Origin of the sequence: Streptomyces sp. PR69 (genome assembly GCF_026420845.1) — a bacterium.
GTDB lineage: Bacteria > Actinomycetota > Actinomycetes > Streptomycetales > Streptomycetaceae > Streptomyces.
Window position 1 is genome coordinate 39,292 of sequence record NZ_JAOWCB010000019.1, and the last position, 21,022, is coordinate 60,313.

General features: G+C 71.9%; 20 protein-coding genes and 1 riboswitch. Of the genes, 13 read left to right on the top strand and 7 right to left on the bottom strand.

The features are described from left to right. The first annotated feature begins 9 nt into the window (after positions 1-9). From OF819_RS19040 to OF819_RS19085, 10 genes are all read left to right on the top strand, one after another. Positions 10-1,344 carry an ABC transporter substrate-binding protein gene (locus OF819_RS19040; protein ID WP_267244778.1) on the top strand — a complete coding sequence of 445 codons (1,335 nt, stop codon included), beginning with the start codon at positions 10-12 and terminating at the stop codon, positions 1,342-1,344. An 11-nt stretch (positions 1,345-1,355) separates the two neighbouring features. Further along, positions 1,356-2,696 carry an ABC transporter permease subunit gene (locus tag OF819_RS19045; RefSeq protein WP_267244779.1) on the top strand — a complete coding sequence of 447 codons (1,341 nt, stop codon included), beginning with the start codon at positions 1,356-1,358 and terminating at the stop codon, positions 2,694-2,696. Positions 2,697-2,821: 125 nt separating this feature from the next. Next, entirely contained in the window at positions 2,822-3,652 is an 831-nt protein-coding gene (locus OF819_RS19050) for a carbohydrate ABC transporter permease (RefSeq protein WP_267244839.1), read from the top strand. 286 nt (positions 3,653-3,938) lie between these two features. Next, positions 3,939-4,130 (top strand): putative ATP-grasp-modified RiPP, encoded by a 192-nt coding sequence (gene tgmA / locus OF819_RS19055; protein ID WP_267244780.1) that lies wholly within the window; start codon positions 3,939-3,941, stop codon positions 4,128-4,130. Positions 4,131-4,148: 18 nt separating this feature from the next. Beyond that, a complete protein-coding gene (gene tgmB / locus OF819_RS19060) occupies positions 4,149-5,069 on the top strand; it encodes an ATP-grasp ribosomal peptide maturase (RefSeq protein WP_267244781.1) in 921 nt (306 codons plus the stop codon). 142 nt (positions 5,070-5,211) lie between these two features. Next, positions 5,212-5,961, top strand: a complete 750-nt coding sequence (locus tag OF819_RS19065) for an IclR family transcriptional regulator (protein ID WP_267244782.1) — start codon at positions 5,212-5,214, stop codon at positions 5,959-5,961. 97 nt (positions 5,962-6,058) lie between these two features. Continuing rightward, complete coding sequence (locus OF819_RS19070) at positions 6,059-6,391, top strand: putative quinol monooxygenase (protein WP_267244783.1); 333 nt, start codon at positions 6,059-6,061, stop codon at positions 6,389-6,391. A 443-nt stretch (positions 6,392-6,834) separates the two neighbouring features. After that, positions 6,835-7,089 (top strand): hypothetical protein, encoded by a 255-nt coding sequence (locus tag OF819_RS19075; RefSeq protein WP_267244784.1) that lies wholly within the window; start codon positions 6,835-6,837, stop codon positions 7,087-7,089. Between the two features lie 141 nt (positions 7,090-7,230). Continuing rightward, complete coding sequence (locus OF819_RS19080; protein WP_267244785.1) at positions 7,231-8,883, top strand: phospholipase D-like domain-containing protein; 1,653 nt, start codon at positions 7,231-7,233, stop codon at positions 8,881-8,883. Between the two features lie 384 nt (positions 8,884-9,267). Then, positions 9,268-9,423: riboswitch (cyclic di-AMP (ydaO/yuaA leader) on the top strand. A gap of 4 nt (positions 9,424-9,427) precedes the next feature. After that, the gene (locus OF819_RS19085) at positions 9,428-10,237 is read left to right on the top strand and encodes a LysM peptidoglycan-binding domain-containing protein (protein ID WP_267244786.1); all 810 of its coding nucleotides are present in this window, start codon (positions 9,428-9,430) and stop codon (positions 10,235-10,237) included. 139 nt (positions 10,238-10,376) lie between these two features. Here the strand turns inward: OF819_RS19085 and OF819_RS19090 are convergent, their stop codons facing one another. Then, positions 10,377-10,874, bottom strand: coding sequence for a peptidylprolyl isomerase (locus OF819_RS19090; RefSeq protein WP_267244787.1), 498 nt, complete (start codon positions 10,872-10,874; stop codon positions 10,377-10,379). 217 nt (positions 10,875-11,091) lie between these two features. Here OF819_RS19090 and OF819_RS19095 point away from each other — a divergent pair, with 217 nt between their 5' ends. After that, positions 11,092-11,385 carry a hypothetical protein gene (locus OF819_RS19095; RefSeq protein ID WP_267244788.1) on the top strand — a complete coding sequence of 98 codons (294 nt, stop codon included), beginning with the start codon at positions 11,092-11,094 and terminating at the stop codon, positions 11,383-11,385. A 19-nt stretch (positions 11,386-11,404) separates the two neighbouring features. Here OF819_RS19095 and OF819_RS19100 read toward each other — a convergent pair whose 3' ends face one another. Continuing rightward, positions 11,405-12,184, bottom strand: coding sequence for a DNA-formamidopyrimidine glycosylase family protein (locus tag OF819_RS19100; RefSeq protein ID WP_267244789.1), 780 nt, complete (start codon positions 12,182-12,184; stop codon positions 11,405-11,407). A 333-nt stretch (positions 12,185-12,517) separates the two neighbouring features. Here OF819_RS19100 and OF819_RS19105 point away from each other — a divergent pair, with 333 nt between their 5' ends. Then, positions 12,518-13,558, top strand: a complete 1,041-nt coding sequence (locus OF819_RS19105; protein ID WP_267244790.1) for a polyprenyl synthetase family protein — start codon at positions 12,518-12,520, stop codon at positions 13,556-13,558. A gap of 223 nt (positions 13,559-13,781) precedes the next feature. Here the strand turns inward: OF819_RS19105 and OF819_RS19110 are convergent, their stop codons facing one another. Further along, positions 13,782-15,881, bottom strand: a complete 2,100-nt coding sequence (locus tag OF819_RS19110; protein ID WP_267244791.1) for a SpoIIE family protein phosphatase — start codon at positions 15,879-15,881, stop codon at positions 13,782-13,784. Between the two features lie 277 nt (positions 15,882-16,158). Here OF819_RS19110 and OF819_RS19115 point away from each other — a divergent pair, with 277 nt between their 5' ends. Continuing rightward, the gene (locus OF819_RS19115) at positions 16,159-17,301 is read left to right on the top strand and encodes a site-2 protease family protein (RefSeq protein WP_267244792.1); all 1,143 of its coding nucleotides are present in this window, start codon (positions 16,159-16,161) and stop codon (positions 17,299-17,301) included. On the opposite strand, the gene OF819_RS19120 is transcribed toward OF819_RS19115, so the two are convergent. The 4 genes from OF819_RS19120 to OF819_RS19135 form a co-directional block, all read right to left on the bottom strand. Further along, complete coding sequence (locus OF819_RS19120; protein ID WP_267244793.1) at positions 17,274-18,251, bottom strand: TerC family protein; 978 nt, start codon at positions 18,249-18,251, stop codon at positions 17,274-17,276. The genes OF819_RS19115 and OF819_RS19120 overlap by 28 nt on opposite strands. Positions 18,252-18,656: 405 nt before the next feature. Continuing rightward, positions 18,657-19,517, bottom strand: a complete 861-nt coding sequence (locus tag OF819_RS19125) for an aldo/keto reductase (RefSeq protein ID WP_267244840.1) — start codon at positions 19,515-19,517, stop codon at positions 18,657-18,659. A gap of 109 nt (positions 19,518-19,626) precedes the next feature. Further along, positions 19,627-20,340: a VOC family protein gene (locus OF819_RS19130; RefSeq protein WP_267244794.1), complete on the bottom strand. Its 714-nt coding sequence runs from the start codon at positions 20,338-20,340 to the stop codon at positions 19,627-19,629. 196 nt (positions 20,341-20,536) lie between these two features. Continuing rightward, positions 20,537-21,019, bottom strand: coding sequence for a hypothetical protein (locus OF819_RS19135; protein WP_267244795.1), 483 nt, complete (start codon positions 21,017-21,019; stop codon positions 20,537-20,539). Positions 21,020-21,022: the final 3 nt, after the last annotated feature.

Genomic DNA, 21,022 nt, shown 5'->3' on the forward strand with positions numbered 1-21,022 from the left:
GACACACCCATGCGACCCTCCGCCACCGCCCGCAGAACCGCGGCCGCTGCCTCGGCCGCCCTCGCCCTCGCCCTCGGCGCAACGGCCTGCGGCGGCTCCGCCGGACCCGCCGACGGCAAGGAACTCAGCGGCCGGACCGTGACCGTGGCCGGCGTCTGGACCGGCAGCGAGCAGGACAACTTCCGCAAGGTGCTGGACGCCTTCACCGAGAAGACCGGCGCGAAGACCGTCTTCGTCCCCACCGGAGACAGTCTCTCCACCTTCGTCGGCAGCAAGATCGAAGGCGGCAACGCCCCTGACGTGGTGATGGTCCCTCAGGTCGGAGTGCTGAAGCAGTTCGCCGAGGAGGGGTGGCTCACCCCGCTGTCGGACAAGACCGCCAAGGCCGCTGAGACCTCCCTCGCCCCTGTCTGGAAGAACTACGGCACCGTCGACGGGACCTACTACGGCCTCTACTTCAAGGCCGCCCACAAGTCCACCGTCTGGTACAGCCCGGACGCCTTCGACCAGGCTGGGGTGAAGGAGCCCGGCACCTACGCCGATCTGCTCAAGGCCGGCCGTGCGCTCGCCGACTCCGGACTGCCCGCCTTCGCCGTCGCGGGCCAGGACGGCTGGACGCTGACCGACTGGTTCGAGAACATCTATCTCTCCCAGGCGGGCCCGGAGAAGTACGACCGGCTCGCGGCCCACACGCTGCCGTGGACCGACGACAGCGTGGTGAAGGCCCTTACCACCCTCGGCGAGCTGTTCCAGGACAAGCGACTGGTCGCCGGAGGCGCCGACGCCGCCCTGAACACCGACTTCCCCGGCTCCGTCGAGCAGGTCTTCGGGCCCAAGCCGCGCGCCGGGATGGTGTACGAGGGCGACTTCGTCGGCGGCATAGCCAAGGACCAGTTCGGCAAGAAGCTCGGCGAGGACGCCGCGTTCTTCCCGTTCCCGTCGGTCGACGGCGGTCACGCTCCCGTGGTCTCCGGCGGCGACGCGGCGGTCGTCCTGAAGGACGGCAAGCAGCAGGACGCCGCCATGCGGCTGCTGGAGTTCCTCGCCACCCCGGAGGCCGCCGAGGTCTGGGCCGCGGCCGGCGGCTTCCTGTCGCCCAACAAGGACGTCGACCTCGCCGCGTACGGCGACGACACCACCCGCGACACCGCCGAATCGCTCGTCCGCGCCGGGGACTCCGTCCGCTTCGACATGTCGGACCAGGCCCCCGCGGCCTTCGGCGGCACCAAGGGAGCGGGCGAGTGGAAGATCCTCCAGGACTTCCTGCGCGACCCGTCCGACGCGAAGGCCACCGCGAAGGCGCTGGAAGACGCGGCCGCCAAGGCCTACGGAAACGGCAGCTGAGGCCCTCCCCCATGGCTGTCACCTCATCCGCCCCCGCCGCCGCGGTCTCCCCGCGGCGGCGGGCCCAGCGCAGAAAGCGCGCCGTCGCGGCCGTGTTCACCCTGCCCGCGCTGCTGCTGCTCGGCGCGCTCGTCGTCTACCCGGTGCTGTTCTCCATCGGCCGCAGTCTCTTCGACGCCGGCGGCGAGCGCTTCGTCGGCCTCGCCAACTACACCGAGATGTTCCGCGACCCCGCCACCCTGACGGCGATCCGCAACAGCACCATCTGGGTGGTCGTCGCCCCCGTCCTGCTCACCGGAGTCGGTCTGGTGCTGGCGGTGCTCACCGAGAAGGTGCGCTGGGCGACCGCGTTCAAGCTGGTGCTGTTCCTGCCGATGGCCGTGTCGTTCCTCGCCGCGGGCATCGTCTTCCGCCTCGCGTACGAGGAGCAGCCGGACCGCGGCGTCCTCAACGCCGTCGCCGTCGGCGTGCACGACGTCTTCACCGAGCAGTCTCCCTACCCCGACGCCAGGGCCCGTGAGGGCCACGGACTGACCGCCGCGGGCGACGGCTCGTACCGCACCGATGACGCCGTGCGCACCGGAGAGACCGTCAGCCTCGGCTTCGTCGGCCTCACCCCGGACGCCGTGCCCGCGGACGCCGGGCCCGCGCGGGACGCGGCCGCCACCGCCGCGGACGACGAGGTCAGGGGAGTGGTCTACCTCGACTTCACCCCCGGCGGAGGCGGCACGCCCGGCACGGTCGACCCCGACGAGAAGGGGCTGCCGGGCATGGCCGTCGAAGCCGTGCGCGACGGCGAGGTCATCGCCTCCGCCCTCACCGCGGCCGACGGCTCCTTCGCCTTCACGGGCCTGCAGGCCGGCTCGTATGCCGTGCAGCTCCCCGGGAAGAACTTCGCACCCCCCTACCAGGGCGTCTCCTGGCTCGGACCGGCCCTCGTCACCCCCGCGATCATCGGCGCCTATCTGTGGATCTGGACCGGATTCGCCATGGTGCTCATCGGCGCAGGACTGTCGGCCCTGCCCCGCGACGCGCTGGAGGCGGCGCGCATGGACGGCGCGAACGAGTGGCAGATCTTCCGCAAGATCACGGTGCCGCTGCTGGCCCCCGTGCTCACGGTGGTCTTCGTGACCCTCGTGATCAATGTGATGAAGGTCTTCGACCTCGTCTACATCATCGCGCCCGGCCCCGTGCAGGAGGAGGCGAGCGTGCTCGCCACCCGCATGTGGCTGGTGTCCTTCGGCGGAGGCAATGACCAGGGGCTCGGCAGCGCCCTGAGCGTGCTGCTGCTCCTGCTGGTCGTCCCCGCCATGATCTTCAACATCCGGCGCTTCAGAGGGAGCCGAAAGTGAGCGGCAGCATCGGCAACGCCGGCAACGTCATCGAGCGCGGCCCGGCCCCCGACGGCGCGAAGTCCCCGGCGCGCAGTCCCGTACCCGCCTCGCCGCCCGCGCCGCCGCGGCGCACGGCGAAGCGGCTGCGTGCCTGGCTGGGCAGCGGGGCCGTCCAGGCCGTCCTCACCGTTGTCGCGCTGATCTGGATCACCCCGCTCGCCGGACTGCTGCTGTCCTCGATGCGCACCGACCGGGACAACGCCTCCAGCGGCTGGTGGACGGCGCTCGCCGATCCCGGGCAGCTCTCGCTCGACAACTACACGGCCCTGCTGGGCGACTCGGGCATCACCCTGGCCTTCTGGAACACCGTGCTGATCTCGGTGCCCGCCACCGCGCTGGTCGTCGGCCTCGCGGCGCTCGCCGGATACGCCTTCGCCTGGCTGGAGTTCCCCGGACGGGACGCGGTCTTCCTGGTCGTGGTGGGCCTGCTGGTGGTGCCGGTGCAGATCGGACTGCTGCCGGTGGCCAAACTGTTCGGCGCGGTCGGGCTGTTCGGCACCGTACCGGGCGTCGTCCTCTTCCATGTCGCCTATGGACTGCCCTTCGCGATCTTCCTGCTGCGCAACTTCTTCGCCGAGATCCCCCGGGAGATGCTTGAGGCGGCGCGCATGGACGGCGGCGGCGAATGGCGGATCTTCTCCCGGCTGGTCCTGCCGCTGGGCCGCCCCGCCCTGGCGAGCCTGGCCATCTTCCAGTTCCTGTGGGTCTGGAACGACATGCTGGTCGCGCTGCTGTTCGCCGACAGCGAATCCCAGCCGCTGACCGTCGCCCTGCAGCAGGAGATGCGCCAGTTCGGGAGCAATATCTCGGTGCTCGCGCCCGGCGCGTTCCTCTCGCTGATCGTGCCGCTCGTCGTCTTCTTCGCCTTCCAGCGCCACTTCGTACAGGGGGTGATGGCGGGCTCCGTCAAGTAGTCCCCCGCGGACAGTTCCCACAGACCGCTCCCCGAGGTGACCGCCGGAATCCGGCGGTCACCTTTTGCATGGAACCCGGCGGCCGTCGCCGGGGTCTTAACGGGTGCCCGATCCAGCCACCGTCACCCATAACTCACCCCCGATCGCAGCGAGTTGTCATGAAGAGCCAATGTGACCACCCTCACTCCGACACAGATCACAAGTGACCCAGCGTGATGAGTTTTCCCTATTGCTGGCACGTACTGTTACGTGTGCACCCACCGTCCGAGGGCGACCAAGGAGACCCATGCGCCCGTTCGTCTTGAACTATGTACGTCCGGCTGAGGATCCGGCGGTCACCGTGCCCTACACCTATGACTCCGCCCTCCAGCTCAATGTGCTGCCCGACGGCCGCCCCGCCATCCTGGACCGCACCGTGCTTCTGGCCACCGGCACGACCACGTCCACGGCGGGTTCCAAAACGCACTTCGACGACTGAACGAAGACCGGTACCCCGATGACTGTGCTGATCCTGACCTGCCGGCAGGACGTCACCGCGGACATGGTGGTCGCCCGCCTCCATGACCACGGCGTCCCGCTCATGCGCCTGGATCCGGCCGATCTGCCCGGCACGGCAGCCCTGTCGGCCGAATACGTCAGCGGCGACTTCCAGGGCTATCTCTCCACCGGCGGCCGCCTGCTGTCGATGAGCAGTCTGCGGTCCATATGGGTGCGAAGACCGGGCGCCCCCGCCGCACACGCCCCCGAGCCCTCCCCCTGGCTCACCGCGGAGACCGAGCAGGCCCTGTACGGAATGCTCTACTCCACACAGGCCCGGTGGATGAACCACCCCTCGGCCTCCGCACAGGCGCGCTGCAAGCCCTGGCAACTGCGGATCGCCCAGCGCAGCAACTTCGCCGTGCCCCCGACGGTCATCACCACCTTCCCCTACGCGGCCCGCCAGTTCGCCGAGCAGTACGGTGACATCGTCGTCAAAGCCGCCTCCGGGCCGCCCTCGGGCGGCCCCCCGGTCGCGCTCCCCACCACCCGCATCGGGCCCGACGCTGACTTCGCCGCCGTCTCCGCGGGTCCCACCCTGCTGCAGCAGTACATCCCCAAACAGGCCGACATCCGGCTCACCTGTGTCGGCGGCCGGATGTACGCGGCCCGCAAGCCCGCCGCCGAAGGCCAGGTGGACGGGCGCTACGGCACGAGTGAGCACACCTGGGCTCCGGTCGACACCCCTGACCGCATCGCCCGCGCCGTCCATGAATTCATCGACCTCGCGGGCCTGGCCTATGCCGCGTTCGACTTCGCGGAGGACGAGGACGGCGTCTGGTGGTTCCTGGAATGCAACCAGGGAGGCCAATTCGGCTTCATCGAACTGGAGACCGGGCAGCCGATCGCCGAGGAGGTCGCCCGCTGGCTGCGCGCCTGAAGCCGCGGGGGCGGGCCGCCGCCGGTCCTCCGGCGTGCACGCCGGGCGGGTAGCCTCGGCAGAACGGTCAGGACACCAGCAGGAGAGCGCCCCAGAGCGCCCCAGAGCGCCGCAGAGCCAGGAAAGAGCCAGGAAGACGACGATGCCCACGCCCGCCGCCGCCCCCCAGTCGGTCGACCGCGCCCTGGAGATCCTCGACGCCGTCGCCGACGCGCCAGGGCCCGTCGGGGCCAAGGAGCTCGCCCGGCGGCTCGGCTGCTCGCTGTCGACCGTGTACCACCTGCTCGGCCCGCTCCGCACCCGCGGACACCTGGTCAAGACCGCCGGCGGATACACCACCGGGCCGCGCGCCGCCGAGCTGCACCGGTCGTTCCAGCGGCGGCTGGGCATGGGGCCGCATATCGCCGAGCGCCTCGTCGCGCTGCGCCGGGCGGGCGGGGCGGAGGCGTACTTCACCGCGTACCACGACGGCCGGATCACCGTGGTGGACAGCACCGTCCCGCTCATCGACCGCACGCACCCCTTCACATCCGGCGCCGAAGCCAGGGCGCATGCCACCGCCCATGGCAAGGCCCTGCTCGCCGCCGTGCCGCGGCCGGCACGCCGGCGGTATCTGGCGGACCACGGGATGGCCCGCTTCACCGACCGCACGATCACCAGCGCCGAGCGCTTCGAGGCGGAGCTCGCGCGGGTGCGGGGCCAGGGCTTCGCGGTCTCGGTCGGCGAGGCCGACCCCGCGTACACCTGTCTCGCCGTCGCCCTGCCGCCTGCGCCGGGCGCGGCCGCCGACCCTGTGCACGCGCTGTCCGTGTCCCTGCCGACCGCGGACTTCCGCCGCCGGAAAGGCGCGCTGCGCGCCGCCCTCGCGGACGCCGCCGCACTGCCCGTCTGAACAGCCGCCCCCGCTCAGCCCCTGCGTTTTCCGGCACTGCCGGAATCGGCGGCGGCCTGGCTGGCACACCGGCCCGGTCAGGGCCATCGTGGACGGCATGATCTTCATCGCAGTCAAGTTCACCGTACGTCCCGAGCACTCCGACGACTGGCTGACCCTCGTCGACGACTTCACCCGCGCCACCCGCGCCGAGCCCGGCAACCTCTTCTTCGACTGGTCGCGCAGCGTCGACGACCCGCACCAGTACGTCCTGCTGGAGGCCTTCGCCGACGCAGAGGCGGGCGCGGCCCATGTGCGGTCCGACCACTTCAAGGCCGGACTGCGCGCCATGGCCGGGGCGATCGCCCGCACCCCCGAGATCATCAACACGGAGATCCCGGGCCAGGGCTTCGGCCGCATGTCCGAACTCGAAGTCGACGACCCCGCCTGACCATCCGGGGGCTCCGCCCCGGACCCCCGCGACAGTCTGGAGCCCTCACGGAGGCCCCTAGGTCGTGTCGTCAAAGTCCCGTCTGCCGGGCGGCGTCTGGCACGCTCCCTCGCGGCGTTGTCGGTCGTCAGCGCAGCCCGCTGCGCTCTCTCCCCCTGGGCCTGGCGGCCCGGGAGGCGCCCCCACCCTCCGCCTTGCGATCTCCCCCGCGGCCCTTCGGGCGCGGGGGCGCCCCCAGCACCAGACGCGCCCGGCCCGCCCTCCGGGCGGACGACGCCACTTTGACGACACTCCCCAGGCGGGCTTGGTTTGGCGCAGGCCCTCGCGCCGCAATCGCCGGCGGGATGGGGCGTGCTGCCGCCAGGCCCCCAGGCGGGCTCAGAACGGGTCCGTTGGGGACGTTCAAGTGCCGGAGGGGCTGGAAAATCCAGCCCCTCCGGCACTTGAGGAGCGCCGCCACGCCGGCGGTGTGCCGACCGGTCGCCTGCCCGGGCGGCCTGTCGCTGCGTACGACGGAGGCGCTGGCCGAACTGGCCCAGGGGCGTACGAACCGTGAGATCGCCGCCCGGCTCGCCACCCCCGTACGGCCCTGCACACTGACGAAGCCGATCATTTCCCGCCAAGCCCAGCAGCGGGCGGCAGCACCGCGCGAGGAGTCCATATCCGTCCGCAACGCCCTGAAAACAACGGCGTGTTGACATGCGGGCGCGAGGCGGGCCGGGCGGGGAGGCCGCGTGCCGAGCGGTACGCGCTGGCCGATGATCATCCATCGTCTGCTCAACGGGGTTAACCAGCCGGTAGCTTCAACGCGCTCATTGAGCGCACGGGATGTTCACCGCATGGACAGCCGTGCGCTTTCCGCCGTCATACCGAAGGACACACCCGTGGCCCGCCACCGGCTCCGCCGTCTAGTCTCCACCGCGACAGCTCTCGCCGCCGCGCTCGTCTCCCTGGGTGCCGCACCCGCCCAGGCCGATGACGGCACCCCGTATCTCGACGCCGTCGAGCGGACGCTGAGAGAGGTCTCACCGGGCCTCGAAGGCCGCATATGGGAGCGCAGCGGCGGCAACGCCCTGGACGCGCCCGAGGGCGATCCGGCCGGCTGGCTGCTCCAGACCCCCGGCTGCTGGGGCGACGCGGCCTGCTCCGACCGCTCGGGCGCGCAGAAGAGACTCGCCAAGATGACCCGGGACATCTCCCGGGCCGAGCGGACGGTCGACATCTCCACGCTCGCGCCGCTGCCGGACGGGGCGTTCAACGACGCCATCGCCGACGGCCTCAAGGCGTCCGTGGCGGCGGGCCACCGGCCCAAGGTCCGCATCCTCGTGGGGGCCGCCCCGCTGTACCACCTCAACGTCGTTCCGGCGACGTACAAGAACGACCTGCTTCAGCGGCTGGGCAGCGCGGCCGGCAGCGTCACGCTCAATGTCGCGTCGATGACCACGTCCAAGACCGGCTTCTCCTGGAACCACTCCAAGCTGCTGGTCGTCGACGGCGAGTCCGTCATCACCGGGGGCATCAACAGCTGGAAGAACGACTACCTGAACACCGCCCACCCCGTCACCGACGCCGACCTCGCGCTGCGGGGCCCGGCGGCCCGCACCGCCGGCGCGTTCCTCGACACGCTGTGGACCTGGACCTGCCGCAACGCGGACAACCCCGCCAAGGTGTGGCTGGCCGTCTCCGACGGCGCCGGCTGCATGGCGACCATGGACGGGGACAGCAATCCGGCCGCCGTCCCCGCGCAGGGGAACGTCCCCGTCATCGCCGTGGGCGGCCTCGGCATCGGCATCGAGGACTCCGACCCCGCCTCGTCCTACCGGCCCGCCCTGCCCGGCGCCCGTGACGCCCGCTGCTTCCCCGGTCTGCTGTCCGACCGGACCAACGCGGACCGCGACTACGACACGGTCAACCCGGAGGAGAGTGCGCTGCGCGCGCTGGTCGCGTCCGCCCGCGAGCACATCGAGATCTCCCAGCAGGATCTCAACGCCACCTGCCCGCCGCTGCCCCGCTATGACATCCGCCTCTACGACACCCTCGCGGCCAAGCTCGCCGCGGGCGTCAAGGTGCGCGTCGTGGTCAGCGACCCCGCCAACCGCGGTCTGATCGGCAGCGGCGGCTACTCGCAGATCAAGTCCCTCTCCGAGATCAGCGACACCCTCCGCGACCGGCTGGCGCGCCTCACCGGCGACGAGGCCGCCGCCTCCCGCACGCTGTGCGCCAACCTCCAGCTCGCCTCCTTCCGTGCCGCGCCGTCCGCGACCTGGGCGGACGGCAGCCCGTATGCCCTGCATCACAAGCTGGTCTCCGTCGACGACTCCGCCTTCTACATCGGCTCGAAGAACCTCTATCCCTCCTGGCTGCAGGACTTCGGCTACATCGTGGAGAGCCCGGACGCCGCCCGGCAGCTGAAGGAGCAGCTGCTCGATCCGCAGTGGACCCACTCCCGTCACACGGCGACGCACGACTACCAGCGCGGAGTCTGCGTCTGACCGGATGAGCAGCGACTTACTATGACAGGTTCTGTTATGGGTGATTTCGCACCTTAGTGGGTTGGTCGCACGGTCAGCGGCTTTTCTTGTTATTCGCTGATATCTCAGGGCAGTTGCGCCGAATGACATCCGGCGCACCTGCCCGTGATATCGGTCACGCCGGGAACCGATCGGCGATTCTGCCGTCCCCGCGAATTGGTGCTTTGCAGAAGGAAAGTTGAGTTGTGCGCTCGGTGCGAGCGCCGCCACTTCATCGCCCAATCGGACTCTTTGGATTTCATTCCGTCATTCGCGGCCTTGTTCCTCCGGGGCGGACTCGCCTACCGTCACCGTCATTCCGGATGGAACGCCGAATCCTGCCGCCGTCCGGGCACACCGCACCCACCCACACACCCGTCACATCCGGCAGGAGCGGGGGACCCAGGTAAGACGCCGGTCCGGACCCCGGAGCGGCTTGGGGTGAAGCCTGCACAGCGATGTGCGGCCGGGCATCTCCAGCCCGAACCCGACAGCTCACCTCGCAGGCGACGGAGAGGAATTCGCCATGCCCGGAAAGGGTAAGCACCGTCGTCCCAAGTATCAGCGGATCACCCGTGGACTTGCCGTCGCGGGTGCCGGGAGCACCGCACTCGCTCTTCCGCTCGTCAGCGCGAGCATTGCTGAAGCGACGCCGAATACGTTCCATTCGACTGCCAAGCCGGCCGCTGCTGCCGCAGTCGCGACCGCCGCGGCGGCCAAGGCAGCCGCTCCGTTCACCCATTCCGTGGTCCCGGGCGAGTCCCTCTCCGCCATCGCCGAGGAGCACTCGGTGAGCGGCGGCTGGAAGCGCCTCTACCAGGACAACCGCCGCGCGGTCGGTGACAACCCGTCACTGATCCGCCCGGGCCTGAAGCTGACCGTCGTCCCGGGGCCGGGAGCCGCGCCGCAGGAGCCCAAGAAGGCTGCTGCCGCCTCCGACCGGGCGGCGGCGGACCGGGCCGACCGCTCCGAGGAGCGGACTGCGCCCGCCGCTGAGACGAAGGCTGCGAGCTACCCCGACAACCTCGACGGCTGGATCCGCGAGGCCCTGGACGTCATGGCCCAGCACGGCATCCCCGGCAGCTACGAGGGCATCCACCGCAACATCATGCGGGAGTCCTCCGGCAACCCGAACGCCATCAACAACTGGGACTCCAACGCGGCCAAGGGAACCCCGTCCAAGGGTCTCCTCCAGACCATCGACCCGACGTTCCGCGCCTACCATGTGCCCGGCACGTCCACGAACCCCTTCGACCCGGTCGCCAACATCGTCGCCGCCTGCAACTACGCGGCCGACCGCTACGGGTCGATCGACAACGTGAACGGCCCGTACTGAGCGAACGGCCGGTCCGGGTCGTCCGGCCGTACGACCCGGACCGGCCGGACAGCCGCGCTGACGCCCGGCACAGCCGTCCGGCCCTGGCAGCCCCGCGAGCGGGGAGCCAGGGCCGGACGGCCATTCTGCTTCAGCGGTCTCAGGCGACGACGCCGGACTTCGCGATCTGGATCTTGGCCTTGGTGGCGCCGCTGCGCGAGCCCAGGGACTCGATCTTCTTCACGACGTCCATGCCCTCGACGACCTCGCCGAAGACGACGTGCTTGCCGTCCAGCCAGTCGGTGACGATGGTGGTGATGAAGAACTGGGACCCGTTGGTGTTCGGGCCTGCGTTGGCCATGGACAGCAGGCCCGGCTTGGTGTGCTTGAGCTGGAAGTTCTCGTCGGCGAACTTCTCCCCGTAGATGCTCTTGCCCCCCGTGCCGTTGCCGGCGGTGAAGTCGCCGCCCTGCAGCATGAAGTCGGGGATGACCCGGTGGAACCCGGAGCCCTCGTAGCCGAAGCCGTGCTCGCCGGTGGCCAGCTCGCGGAAGTTCCTGGCGGTGTTGGGGACCACGTCGTCGAAGAGCTTGAAGACGATCCGGCCCGCGGGCTCGTCGTTGATGGAAATGTCGAAGAAAACGTTGCTGTTGCTCACGGGTACATCCTCACATCTTGTCGCCCTCCGTGCCCACACACCCCCCTCGTGTCACCGTCCACCCCTTCGCGCGGTCGGCACACCGTGCCCGCCCCGGACGGCGGCGCTGCGTTTGCCCGCCCCCAGGCCCCGGGCGACGCTGGCCGGGACGCCGTCCGGGTGGCGCCAAGCGCGGACAGGACCGCGCCCGCCCGCGGCAGAGGAGAGGTACGAGGCCATGCGGGTGATGCTGCGAGCCCAGCTGGACACCGAGAAGTCGAGCGAAGCCCTTCACAAGGGCAGACTGCCGAAGATCATGATGGAGCTCATGGACCAGCTCCACCCGGAGGCCGCTTACTTCGGCCCGAGCAACGGCAAGCGCTCCTGCACGTTCGTCTTCGACATGGAGGACAGCTGGCGGCTTCCCGGCATCGCGGAGCCGCTCTTCACGGAACTCGGCGCGACGATCGAGGTGCAGCCGGTGATGAACACCGAGGACATGCAGAAGGGTCTCGCGGCGGTCCAGCACTGAGCACCCCGGGCGCGGGGCGTCAGCTCTGGCAGTGCTCGCACCACACCGTCCGACGCCCCGCCGTCCGCCCCGACGCCAGCGGCCGGCCGCACCGCGGGCACACCGGGGCGGCGTCGTCCCGGCGGCCGGTGAGCCAGCCGCGGCGGTCCGGGACGCGGCCCGCCCGCACCGAGGACCGCAGCACCCGGCCCATCGCGGCATGCACCCGCCGCAGCTCGTCGTCCCCCAGATCGCGCACCGGACGGTCCGGCCGCACCCGGGCCCGCCAGAGGATCTCGTCGGCGAGGAGATTCCCGAGCCCCGCCAGCAGCGACTGGTCCGTCAGGGCGCTCTTGATCCCCCCGCGCCGCCCGGCCATCAGCCGAAGGAACCGCGAGCGGTCCAGCTCCTGCGCGTCCGGGCCGAGATCCGCGAGCATCCGCTCCACGGCCGCCTCGTCCGCGGCCAGCCGGACGCCCTGCAGTTTGCGCTGATCGCGGTAGCGCAGCTGGCGGCCGTCGTCGAGGGTGATCAGCACCCGGTCATGCGCCTCGACGGCGGCGTCCGGCGTCCGGCACAGCAGCTCCCCGGTCATCCCGAAGTGCCAGACCAGCGCCGGCCCGTCGCTCGGCGTGACCAGCTGCTTGCCGTGCCGCCACGGCGTGCCGAACCGTCGCCCCCGAAGCTCCCGGCGCAGCCGCCGCGCGCTCACCCCGCGCAGCACCCCCGCATCGCGGACCTCCACATCGTCGACTCGCCGCCCCGCGGCGCACCGCTCCATCACCCCGCGGAACCCCTCGACGTCCGGCAGCTCGGGCATGTCCTCCTCCGGGACCGCTCAGGAGCGCTCCGGCCACTGAGTACCCCCGTATCCTCCGCGCCGAGCACGTACGCGTCAGGGCCATCCGGTCCAACGCGGGTTTGCGCACCGCCCGGCTTGCGCACCGCCGGGGACGAGGACCGCTCGCGCACCGCCCTGGCCCTGGCCGCGGGCGTCAACGGCGGCCGGCAGCACGCTCGATCCGGTGGTACGCCAGCGGGTCGGCACGCTTGAGGCGCGGCGGGTGATCAGGCTGGTTCCAGCGTGATCAGCCGATGAGGCGCGCGATCACACCGTGAGGCAGTCGAGACGCTCCGGAAGGCGGCGGTCGCCATGCAGGATTCCCCGCTCGCCGAGCTGCGCGAGGCGGCGGCCGGAGCGATCCAGGACTGGGCCGCCGCCCGCGCTGCCGATCCGCTGAGCGAGGTGTACCGGTGGGCGCTGCTCCCGCCGGGCAAACTGCTGCGTCCCCTGCTGCTGCTCGCCTCCGCCCGCGCGGTCGGCGGCCGCTGCGAGCAGGTGCTGCCGGCCGCCGTCGGCGTCGAACTCGCCCATGTGGCGAGCCTGCTGCACGATGACATCATCGACGGCGACGACCGGCGGCGCGGCCGGGCGGCCGTCCACCAGAGGTACGGCGCGGCGGCGGCCATCCTGGGCGGCGACTGCCTCTCTTTCGCCCTGTTCCAGCAGCTCGGCGCATGCCGCCGCCGCGGCGTCCCGGACCCGCTGATCGCCGACGCCATGGAGATCGCGGCCGCGGTGGTGCAGGGCGCGGCCCGCGGCGTGGCGCGCGAGATCGCGCTGAGCGGGCCCGCGGCCCGGTCCGGCGAACCGGACGACGCCGACCGGGTCGCGGCCTATCTGGAGATGGTGCGGCTGAAGACCGCGACGCCGCTGAGCGCCACCTGCCGCATCGGGGTCACCCTCGCAGGCGGCGACCCGCGCTGTGCGGACCTGCTCGCCGCCTACGGTGAAGCCCTGGGCATCGCCTTCCAGATCCATGACGACCTGCTGCCGTACACACCCGGCTGCGCGGCCGACAAGCCGCCCGCCAGCGATCTGCGCAATCAGCGGCCCGCGCTTCCGCTGCTCCTCGCCCGTCAGCGGGGCACCCCGGCCGACCGGGCCCTGCTGGCAGCTCTCGCATCCGGCGGAGGCGACGAGCGGGAGCGGCAGGACGCCGCGCGCCGGCTCGTCCGGGACACCGGCGCGCTGGACCAGGCGCAGCACATGCTGGGGCAGTACCTCGGGCGCTGCCGGCGCGCCACGGCGTGGGTCCCGGCAGGCCACGGCCGCGACATCCTCACGGAGCTCCCCAGCATCCTCCTCGACGCCCCCGGCGACCCGCACCCGGCCCAGCCCGCGCCCGCCTGACCGAACCGGCGTGCTCAACGGCCGGCGCCGACGGGGCGCCCGGACGGCAGCCGGTGGCGCGGCGCGTGCGCAGGGAGAAGGCCGCTGTGCCCAGCAGTCAGGTCGCGCCGAACCACGCCGGGCCGAGCAGCAGATGCGCGTACGGCGTGGCGTCGGTGAACCCGGCGGCGATGCTCCCCGTCACCCCAAAGAGTCCCTCCGCCCCGACCCCCGGCCCGGGGCCTCAGGTCCGCATCCGGCGGCGCACCCGGGCGATCAGCAGTGCGACGTCGTCGTGGTCCCCGGGCTGCCGCAGGGAGTGCAGCAGCACATCGCAGGTGCGCTCCAGCGACAGCCGGCGTCCGGCGAGGACGTCGATCAGCGCGTTCAGCCGTACGTCGATGGCCTGGTCGCGGGTCTCGACCAGGCCGTCGGTGTACAGGACCAGCTCGTCCTCGGGGCGCAGTGCCAGCGAGGTGGTGGAGAACTCGACGTCGCCCACGCCCAGCGGCGCGCCGGTGGGCAGCTGCAGCAGCTCGGGGGCCTGGTCCGGCCGCAGCAGCACGGGCGGCAGATGCCCGGCGTTGGAGATCAGGCAGCGTCCGCGGTGCGGGTCGTAGACGGCGTAGACGCAGGTGGTGATGGGCTGCCCCATGCGGTCGGTGATGCGGTCGAGGTGGCGCAGCACCTCGGCGGGGTCGAGATCAAGCTCGGCCAGGGTGCGGGTGGCCGTGCGCAGCTGCCCCATGGCAGCCGCCGCGTCGATGCCGCTGCCCATCACATCGCCGACGACGAGCGCCGTCTTGTCGCCGCTCAGCGCGATGACGTCGAACCAGTCGCCGCCCACCTCGCTGGCCGCCTGGGCCGGCTGGTAGCGGTAGGCGACCTCCAGGCCGGGCTGGTCCGGCGGCTGCTGGGGGAGCAGGCTGTGCTGGAGCGTCAGCGCGGTGCTGCGCAGCTGCCCGTACCAGCGTGCGTTGTCGATGCACACGGCGGCCCGCGCCGCCAGCTCACCGGCCAGGATCTCGTCCTCCGCGGAGAACGGCTCCGGGTTGCGGGTGCGTTTGAGGTCCAGCGCGCCGAGGACCTCGCCGCGGGCGATCAGCGGCACCGCCATATACGAGTGCACACCGGCGGCGGCCAGCAGCGACGCCGCCTCCGGGCTGCGGGCGATCTGCGGCAGATCGCCGTCCGCCACCCGCGGCACACGCACCGGCCGGCCGCTCTGCACACACGCGGTGACCAGCCGGTCGGCCTCGTAGCGGGCGATCTGTCCGGGCGGGTCGGCGGCGTGCACGGCGTCGCCGGAGTGCGAGGCGGCCACCGCGAGGGCCCGGAACACCGCGGGGCCCGCCTCCACGGCGCCGGGCGAGCGGCCGTTCAGGATGGAGTCCAGCACATCCACCGCCGCCACGTCGGCCAGCTCGGGCACCGACACATCGGCCAGCTCACGGGCCGTCTGGTCGAGGTCGAGCGTGGTGCCGATGCGAATGGAGGCGTCGGCGACCGTCGTCAGACGCGCTCTGGCCCGGGCGGCTTCCGCCGTCGCCCGGTGACGCTCGGTGATGTCCACCACGGACGCGGCGAGCCCGAGCACCTTCCCGTTCGAGGACTCCAGCCGGTAGAAGGACACGGACCAGGCGTGCTCCCGGTCCGGGTCCGCCGGTGTGCGCCCGACAGTCTCCCGGTCCAGGAGGGGGACGCCGGTGGCCAGCACCTCGCGCATCGCCGACTCGATGCCCTCGGCGTCCAGGAACGGCAGCGCCTCCCGGACCCGGCGTCCCACATGGTCGTCGGCCGGCAGGCCGTTGATGCGCTCCAGCGCCGGATTGACGATGACATAGCGCAGCTCGGTGTCGACCACCGCGAGGCCGATCGGCGACTGCGAGATCAGCCGGGTGGACAGCGCCAGATCCCGCTCCACGCGCCGCAGCGTGCCCTGCTCGGTGGCCAGCCCCAGGGCGTAGAAGTCCTTCCGCTCGCCGTGCAGCCGCATATTGCGGAACTCCACCAGCAGCGTCCCGCCGTCCTTGTGGCGGACCGGGAAGACTCCCGCCCACCGCCCCTCGTCGCCCGCCATGACCTCGGCGAACAGCTGGCGCACCACCGGGAGGTTCTCCTGGTGGACCAGCAGTCTGCCCGCGTACCGGCCGAGCGCCTCCTCGGCGGTGTATCCGAACAGCTCCTCGGCCTGCGGGCTCCACAGCGCGACCTTGCCCTCCGCGTCCAGCACCACCGCGGCGACGCTCAGCACATCCAGCAGCCCGCCCGGCTCGGAGGCGGCGGCCTCCGCCTGCGCGGCCTCGCCGGGACCGGGGGAGGGGAAGGACTCGGCCGTGCTCATCGGCGCCCTCCTTCCGCTCTGCCGTCACCGCACCCGCCACGTGCCGCACCGGCCACGTGGCTACCATCGTCCCTCTCCACCGGCCGGGAACGCACCCCCGCCGCGACACTCCGGCGCGCCCCTGCGCGGCCTGAGTGCGCCCCGTACCGGTCGCCGTGCTCCCCGTATGCCGTCCTGCCCGCGCGGCGTACGCGGTGAGGGCTGAGGGCGAGGGCCGGGAGGCCCTGCCGGAAGCCCGTATGCGGAAGGAGACTGGAGGCGGGAGGAGGTACCTGCCGTGAAGGCGACATTCACGCTGGGGCGTCTGGCGGGCGTCCGCGTCGGCGTCCACTGGAGCGTCCTCGTCATCCTGGTGCTGCTCGCCGTGGGGCTGGCGACCCGGTTCCCGGAGGCGTACCCCGACCGCCCGGCGTGGCTGTACGCACTCTCCGGCCTGGCGGCCTCCGTGGTCTTTCTGCTGTCCCTGCTGGCGCATGAGCTGAGCCATGCCGTGGTGGCCCGGCGCAACGGCGTGTCCGTGGAGGACATCACCCTGTGGCTGCTCGGCGGAATCGCCCGGCTGAAGAGCGAGGCCCCCACTCCGGGGGCCGAGGTGCGCATCGCCGGAGTGGGGCCGCTGGTCAGCCTGCTGCTCGGGCTGGCGTTCGGCGCCCTGGCGGGCCTTCTCGCCTCCGTGTTCGGGGTGGGGCTGCTGGTGGAGGTGCTGGCGTGGCTCGCCGCGATCAACATCCTGCTGGCCGTGTTCAACACGCTCCCCGCCGCCCCGCTGGACGGCGGGCGGCTGCTGCGGGCGCTGGTGTGGCGCAGGACGGGCAATCCGCTGCGCGCGACCGCGGTCGCCGCGGGCGCGGGCCGCGCGCTGGGCTGGCTGCTCGTCGCAGTCGGCGTCTATCTGGCCGTCGCCGGGGCCGCCCTCAGCGGACTCTGGCTGGTGATCATCGGCTGGTTCCTCATCGCCATGGCGACCGCGGAAGGCGGCGAGGCCAGGCTGCGGGAGATGCTCGGCGGCATTCCCGTACGGCAGGCCATGGGCCCCGACCCCGTGGCGGCGCCCGTCTCAGCGAGCGTGGCGGAGTTCCTGGCCAGCCCCGCGTACCGGTACCGGCACTCGGCGTTCCCGGTCGTCGACGAGCGGGAACGGCCCGTCGGTCTGATCACGGTCAAGGCCGCCGTCGATGTGCCCGAGGACCGGCGCTCCGCCACCGCCGTGGCCGAGGTGATGATCCCTCTGGAGGATGTGCCCACAGCGCACCCCGACGATCCTCTGGTGCAGCTCCTGCCCGCACTGGAGTCGAGCTCCGCGCACCGGGCGCTGGTGCTGGACGAGGGCAGGCTCGTGGGCATGGTCACCAGCTCCGACATCAGCCGGATCACGTCCTGGCTGTCCTCCTCCTACTCCTGGCGCGGCCGCGCCTTCTGACGCTCCGGCCGGCCCCCGTCCGGCGGACGCACCACGCTGAGCACGATGGACGCCGACAGGACGGCGACGATGACGGCGAGACTGACGAGCGAGGGGATTTCGGGCACAGCCGTGCTGACGGTCTTGTGCAGGGCCTGCAGCACGAGCTTGACGCCGATGAAGGCGAGGATGAGCGCCAGCCCCCGGCTCAGATAGCGGAAGCGGTCGAGCAGGCCCGCGAGCAGGAAGTACAGGGCGCGCAGCCCAAGGATGGCGAAGGCGTTGCTCGTATAGACGATGAACATGTCGCCGCTGACGGCGAGCACGGCGGGGACGCTGTCGACGGCGAACACAAGGTCGGCGGCCTCGATCGCGGCGATGACGGCGAGCAGCGGAGTGGCGACGCGCCGTCCGGCCTCCCGGACGAAGAACCTCGCCCCCGCGTAGCTGTCCCGGACGGGAACCAGCCTGCGCAGCAGCCGCAGCGCGACGCTCCGGTCCGGGTCAAAGGTGTACTCCTGACCCCTCACGATTTTGTACGTGCTGTAGAACAGCATCAGCGCGAAGACGAACAGCACCGCGGTGAACCGGTTGACCACGGCGATCCCCGCGGCCAGGAAGACGGCGCGGAACACCAGCGCGCCGAGCACGCCGAGGAAGAGCACCCGGTGCTGATAGGCGCGGGGCACCTGGAAGTAGCCGAAGATCAGCGCGAAGACGAAGAGGTTGTCGACGGACAGGCTCTTCTCCAGCAGCCATGCGGTGGTGTACTCGACACCGGCCGCCTGGCCGACGACCAGAAAGACGCCGGCGCCGAAGACGATCGCGAGCCCCACCCACACCGCGCTCCACACGGCGGCCTCACGGAAGCCGATGACATGCGCCTGCCGGTGGGCCAGCAGATCGACCGCCAGCGACACCAGCACGATGGCGGCGAAGGCGATCCACAACCACAACGGCACGTCGTGCACGAGGCCAGCTTACGGCCGGGCACGCACGCGTGCCGCCCGCGGCCCCCGCGCCCGCCGAGGACCCGGTCAAGCCCTCTGAAGCGCCCGCCGAGGACCCGCAGTTGCCGCGCAAGGCCGGTTGCTCCCGCGCTCGACGCCCGCGCGGCCGAGGGCGTACGGCAGACGAGCCCGCCGCCGGCGGCCGAGCGCCCCGGCGAAGGGCCCGTCCGGGCAGACCGTCCAGTGCGACGGCGACGGCGCCACCGGCAACGGGGCCCGGATGCAGGCCCCTGAAGCCGCGTCAGGCCCATCGCTCCGTCCTCGCGCCGGCCGTCACAGCCGCGGCCGCGGCGGGCGGTCGGCCCACAGCGTGCGCCGCGTCATCCGCGATCCGTGCTCGCCGCGTTCTCCCCATACAGCCGGTATTCAGCCGGCATTCAGCCGGTCGAGCTGTTCGGGGGACAGCGTCAGCTCCACGGCCCGCGCGGAGTCCAGCACGCTCTCCCGCCGACGCGCGCCGGGGATGGGGACGACGCACGGCGACAGCGCCAGCATCCAGGCCAGACACACCCGCTGCGGGCTCACCCCCGTCTCCGCGGCCACGTCCTGGAACGCGGCGTGCTCCGAGCCGAGCCGCGCGGCGTCGGCCATGCCGCCGAGCGGACTCCACGGAAGGAACGCAAGACCCAGCTCCGCGCACAGCCGAAGCTCGGGCAGGCTGCTGCGGAAAGCGGGGGAGAACTGGTTCTGCACGGCGACGAGCCGATCGCCGAGGATGCCGTGGGCCAGCCGGATCTGCGCCGGGTCGGCATTGGAGATCCCGGCCGCGCGGATCTTTCCCGCGTCGCACAGCTCCTTCAGCGCGCCGACGGACTCGGCGTAGGGCACCGCCGGGTCCGGCCGGTGGAACTGGTACAGGCCGATCGCCTCCACCCCCAGCCGCCGCAGCGAGTCCTCGACGGCCCGCCGCAGATGGGCGGGGGAGCCGTCCAGCGCCCAGGAGCCGTCCGGCGGACGGGTGTGGCCGCCCTTGGTGGCGACCAGCACCCCTGACGTGTCGCCGCCGTACGCGGCCAGCGCCTTCGCGATCAGGAGTTCGCTGTGGCCGGGGTCGGAGGCGTCCAGATGGTAGGCGTCCGCCGTGTCGATCAACGTCATGCCGGAGTCCAGGGCCGTGTGCAGGGTGGCGACCGCCTGCTGTTCGCCGGGCCGCCCCTGGACGGACAACGGCATCGCGCCGAACCCGATCGCGCCCACCTCGACCTGTCCGATCCGTCGCGTCGGCATCGCGGGGTGCGGGGGAGTCTTCGTCATCCCCCCAGCCTCGGACGTCGCCTGGACTGTGTCCAACGCATTCCGCCTGCCGCGGCCCCCGCCGGCTCCGGCTTCACCGGCTTCACCGGCGCGTGAGCACGCGGAACTCGTTGCCGTCGGGGTCGGCCAGCAGCACCGGGCCGTCCCCGCCATGGGCAGAGCCGAGACGCCTCGCCCCGAGGGAGAGCAGGCGCTCGACCTCCGCTTGCTGATCGTCCTCCGGCGCGAGGTCGAAGTGCAGGTCCTTGCCGGGGTCCGGCATGCGCGGCGGGCCGCCCCACGTGATCTTCGTACCGCCGTTCGGCGACTGGACGGCGGTCTCCTCGTCCTGGTCCCAGACCAGCGGCCAGCCCAGCGCCTCGCTCCAGAAGTAGCCCACCGCCTGCGAACCGTCGCAGGCGAGCGCTCCGAGGGAGCCGCAGCCGGCGAGGAAGCCGTTGCCCGGCTCGAGGACACAGAACTCGTTGCCCTCGGGGTCGGCGAGCACCACATGGGGCGCGTCGGGTCCCTGGCCGACGTCGGCGTGCTGCGCGCCGAGGCCGAGCGCCCTGGCCACGGTCTCCTGCTGGTCCTCCCGGCAGGAGCTGGTCAGGTCGAAGTGCAGCCGGTTCTGGGCGGCCTTCCGCGCCCGGGAGGGACGGAAGCCGACGCGGTAGCCGGCGTCGTTCGCGGACAGCAGGGCGACGCCGTCGTAAGGATCGCCGGCTCTCTCCAGGCCCAGGACGCCGGACCAGAAACGCGCCAGGCGCTCGGGCTGGTGCGCATCGAAGGAGATTGCGAAGAGTCGGCTGCTCATGTGCGCGCATATCCTCGGTCCGTTGAGTGCCGAGCGCCGGCAGGGCGCCATGGCAGCGCCTCGAACGAGGATCCTAGGGGCGAGCCGGCCTCGGTCGCAGCCGGGTTTCGCCCCCGGTCAGCGGGCGTACGCACACGAGGTGCGGCCCGGCCGGTCAGCCGCCCGGACCGCACCCCGCGTGGTCAGCGGGCCGTCGTCACAGCGCCCGCAGGTAGTACTTGGTGCGGAAGCCGCTTCCGGTGGAGCAGTCGAGGGTGGAGCGGGTGTTCGTGTAGGTGAAGCCGGACGGCACCGTGCACGCCCACAGACCGGTTTTCGGGGTCTTCAGGTAGTACTTGGTGCGGAAGCCGCTTCCCGTGGAGCAGTCCAGGGTGGAGCGGGTGTTCGTGTACGTGAAGCCGGACGCGGGCGTACACGCCCACAGCCCGTCCTTGGGCGGCTGCACGTAGTACTGGGTTCTGAAACCGCTGCCGGAACAGTTCAGCGTGGAGCGGGTATTCGTGTACACATAGCCGGACGGAACCGTGCAGGACCAGAAGGCGGCGGCAGCGGCGCTCCCGGACGAGGCATCGGCCGCGGCCGCGTCCGGCGCGGCCGAGGCGGGGGCGACGACGGCTCCGAGCAGAGCGAAGGCGCCGACAGCGCCGGGCAGCAGCATCCGCAGTTTCGATCGCACCATGAG

Bases quoted from the DNA above. Each gene is read 5' to 3' on its own strand.
- OF819_RS19100 (WP_267244789.1), bottom strand. From the start codon at position 12,184: ATGCCCGAGCTGCCGGACGTCGAGGGGTTCCGCGGGGTGATGGAGCGG.
- OF819_RS19040 (WP_267244778.1), top strand. From the start codon at position 10: ATGCGACCCTCCGCCACCGCCCGCAGAACCGCGGCCGCTGCCTCGGCC.
- OF819_RS19110 (WP_267244791.1), bottom strand. From the start codon at position 15,881: ATGAGCACGGCCGAGTCCTTCCCCTCCCCCGGTCCCGGCGAGGCCGCG.
- OF819_RS19080 (WP_267244785.1), top strand. From the start codon at position 7,231: ATGGACAGCCGTGCGCTTTCCGCCGTCATACCGAAGGACACACCCGTG.
- OF819_RS19065 (WP_267244782.1), top strand. From the start codon at position 5,212: ATGCCCACGCCCGCCGCCGCCCCCCAGTCGGTCGACCGCGCCCTGGAG.
- OF819_RS19105 (WP_267244790.1), top strand. From the start codon at position 12,518: ATGCAGGATTCCCCGCTCGCCGAGCTGCGCGAGGCGGCGGCCGGAGCG.
- OF819_RS19070 (WP_267244783.1), top strand. From the start codon at position 6,059: ATGATCTTCATCGCAGTCAAGTTCACCGTACGTCCCGAGCACTCCGAC.
- tgmB (WP_267244781.1), top strand. From the start codon at position 4,149: ATGACTGTGCTGATCCTGACCTGCCGGCAGGACGTCACCGCGGACATG.
- OF819_RS19045 (WP_267244779.1), top strand. From the start codon at position 1,356: ATGGCTGTCACCTCATCCGCCCCCGCCGCCGCGGTCTCCCCGCGGCGG.
- OF819_RS19130 (WP_267244794.1), bottom strand. From the start codon at position 20,340: ATGAGCAGCCGACTCTTCGCAATCTCCTTCGATGCGCACCAGCCCGAG.
- OF819_RS19085 (WP_267244786.1), top strand. From the start codon at position 9,428: ATGCCCGGAAAGGGTAAGCACCGTCGTCCCAAGTATCAGCGGATCACC.
- OF819_RS19135 (WP_267244795.1), bottom strand. From the start codon at position 21,019: ATGGTGCGATCGAAACTGCGGATGCTGCTGCCCGGCGCTGTCGGCGCC.
- tgmA (WP_267244780.1), top strand. From the start codon at position 3,939: ATGCGCCCGTTCGTCTTGAACTATGTACGTCCGGCTGAGGATCCGGCG.
- OF819_RS19125 (WP_267244840.1), bottom strand. From the start codon at position 19,517: ATGCCGACGCGACGGATCGGACAGGTCGAGGTGGGCGCGATCGGGTTC.
- OF819_RS19095 (WP_267244788.1), top strand. From the start codon at position 11,092: ATGCGGGTGATGCTGCGAGCCCAGCTGGACACCGAGAAGTCGAGCGAA.